The following is a 2,439-nucleotide window of genomic DNA, read 5'->3' on the forward strand; positions in this document are numbered from 1 at the left end:
GGGCCCCCCCCCCCCCGGGGCGGGGTGCCCACCCCCGCTACCCGCCCCCCCCCGTTGGGGGGGGCCCGCGGGGGGGTCACCCCCCCCGGGCCCCCCCGACTTCTCAGCCGGTCACCAGGTAGCAGGTGGCGTACCGGCCGGTGCCGTCGTCCCATTCCTCGCGGGACGGCCACGCGGTCCAGTACGCATCGCGTTCGCGGGACTCGCGCCGCCAGGAGGCGGGCGCCGATCCGTACGCGTCCTCGCAGGCGGCGGACGCCTTGTCCTGGGCACCCTCGTCGCCGGGGTAGGTACCACTGAGTTTGCGCTGGGCGTATACCCGGCCGTGGTGGGCGCCGCCGCACGGGACCACAACCATCTGATCCCAGCTGCCCGTGCCGGTGTCGAAGTCGACGCAGGATCCGGGCTTGACGTCCCCCCGGCGCTGCACGACGTCGGCGGCGTCCAGGACGCGTTCGGCCGCGCCGGGCATCGCCGGTGCGGAGGTCCCGTGTCCGCTGAGCACCAGCGAGGCGCGCAGCGAGGTGACCGGGGCCAGGGGTGTGTCCTTGCGCCCGAGCAGGGAGGACAGGTCGGCGTCGGCGCGCGTCACCCGGCCCGTGCTGTCCACGACCATGGTGAAGGGGACGGAGGCGGTGTTGGTGTCCTCATACGGCAGCGCGGCGAGTTCGGGCTGTACCGCGGTGGGCAGCAGGACCGAGACCGCGTTGAGCGCGAGCTTGCTGCTGTAGGTGCGGCCGCCGCCTGCGGCGGGGCGGACGGTGACGTTGCCGGTGCTGGCGAGGGACTCCAGCAGTGTGCCGCCGTACGGGGCGGAGCTGCCGCGCAGGTCGGTAATGTCCTTGCCGCCGCTCTGGGCGTCGTAGCGCAGCCAGTACCCGGCGTTGTCAGGGCGGATCCGGATCGCCTGGGTGTCGACGGCTATCCGGCGCCCGGTCGCGGGGGCGCCGCCGGCGGAGTCCCCGAGGAACAGCTTGCGCGTGTCCTCGGGGACGCCCTTGGCCACGCTCCACGTGCGGGTCGCCTGCGCCCGCGAGAGCGTGAAGTCCATGTGCCCGGTGCTGGTGAGCACGGCGGTGCCCTGCGGGGAGGCGAAGGTGAGCGTCTGGCGGAAGGAGGCGTTCTTCGCGTCCTTGGTGGCGTTCAGCGCCGCGAAGGGCTGGAGGTCGGCGTCCTTGGAGAACACCGGGTGGGCGGGCCGCTCGCTTCCGCCCTGGCCACCGCCGCCGCCCGCGCAGCCCGCCACGAGAAGCGAGCCCGCGAGCACCACGGCGGCGGTACGGGAAAAGGTTCTGGTCACGCACGCAGGACCGCTCCGGGGGACGGATGGTTGTCCCGGGTGATGATCACGAATGGGTCTCCGCGGCCGCGTGGGGCCCGCCATTGCGGGTCCGGTGGGCTTACGCCTCGGGCATTCCATCCGTCGGAGGCCGTCGTCGTGACGCCCGCGGTAGCAACACCACCAAGCGCTCCACCCCTGGCGCAGCAGCGCGCTGGCCCTGGCCGCAGCAGCCCAGGAAGGTCTCTACTGCGGCCGGATCGGTCGAAGTCAGGGCCTGCGGGTGTCTTCTACGACCTTCCGGCCAAGCACTGGATCGACCTGCGGACCACCAGTCCCATCGAGTCCACCGTCGCCATCGTCCGGCTGCGGACGAAGGTCACCCAAGGGCGCCGGCGCCCGGGCCGCCGGTCTCGCGATGGTGGTCAAGCTCGTCGAATCCGCCCCAAGCCGCTGGCACTCGGTCAACGGCGCCCACCTCGTTCCGCTCGTCCGCGCGGGAGCACGCTTCGGACGCGGCCGGCTCGTCGACCGCCCTGAGATCATGGCAGCGTGACGATGACTCCCGAGCACCCGCGAATCGACGCGGAACTCCAGATCGACGACATCCGGGGCACCGAGGAGGCCAAGGCAACCGTGGTCGTGCGCTGCATCCGAGGTCCGGTCCGGCTCGGGGCGCGCTTCCACCACATCCGCGACACGATGATGCGAATCGACCTGGAGCTGACGGAGATCCTCTTCTATGGGCGTCTGGTTGACGAAATCGATCCTTCCCACACCGCCCTCGTGACCCTCCGCGGAGGAGGAACTTCTCTCCTTGTCTCAGGAGACAAGGCTCACGGTTGGAAGATCATCCAGGGCGAAAACCCCTCTGCGTGACTCCGCCCACCCGCACGTTTTGACCATTGCACCCAATCCGGACTCGTGAAACGCGTCGCGGTTGCTGGCGCTATTCTCAGAAATGCGGCCTGTGCCGGTGCGCCCTTGCGTCAGGACACGGAGGTATCCGTGTCCTGACGCGCCGCAGCCTTTCCCGGGTCGGTCGAATGCGCCGACCTAAACGGCGCTAGTGTCCTGCGCCGGAGATCCGTTGGCAGAAGCGGGCGAGCGAGTCGAGGATCTCTTCGGCTGTCTTGGTCCAGGTGAACGGGGTCGGGTCC

The 2,439-nt window shown here is 70.8% G+C and carries 2 protein-coding genes and 1 pseudogene; 2 read left to right on the top strand and 1 reads right to left on the bottom strand.

Annotated features, from left to right (window positions below; translation table 11 throughout):
- Positions 1–103: 103 nt before the first annotated feature.
- Positions 104–1,300: a hypothetical protein gene (locus ABT160_RS46765; RefSeq protein WP_351656477.1), complete on the bottom strand. Its 1,197-nt coding sequence runs from the start codon at positions 1,298–1,300 to the stop codon at positions 104–106.
- Between the two features lie 267 nt (positions 1,301–1,567).
- Here ABT160_RS46765 and ABT160_RS46770 point away from each other — a divergent pair.
- Both ABT160_RS46770 and ABT160_RS46775 read left to right on the top strand, forming a co-directional pair.
- Positions 1,568–1,835: pseudogene (locus ABT160_RS46770) on the top strand (IS256 family transposase); the annotation flags it as partial.
- Positions 1,832–2,158 carry a hypothetical protein gene (locus ABT160_RS46775; RefSeq protein WP_351656480.1) on the top strand — a complete coding sequence of 109 codons (327 nt, stop codon included), beginning with the start codon at positions 1,832–1,834 and terminating at the stop codon, positions 2,156–2,158. The pseudogene ABT160_RS46770 and the gene ABT160_RS46775, both read left to right, overlap by 4 nt.
- Positions 2,159–2,439 lie beyond the last annotated feature (281 nt).

It is taken from the genome of Streptomyces sp. NPDC001941, assembly GCF_040296945.1.
Taxonomy (GTDB): domain Bacteria; phylum Actinomycetota; class Actinomycetes; order Streptomycetales; family Streptomycetaceae; genus Streptomyces.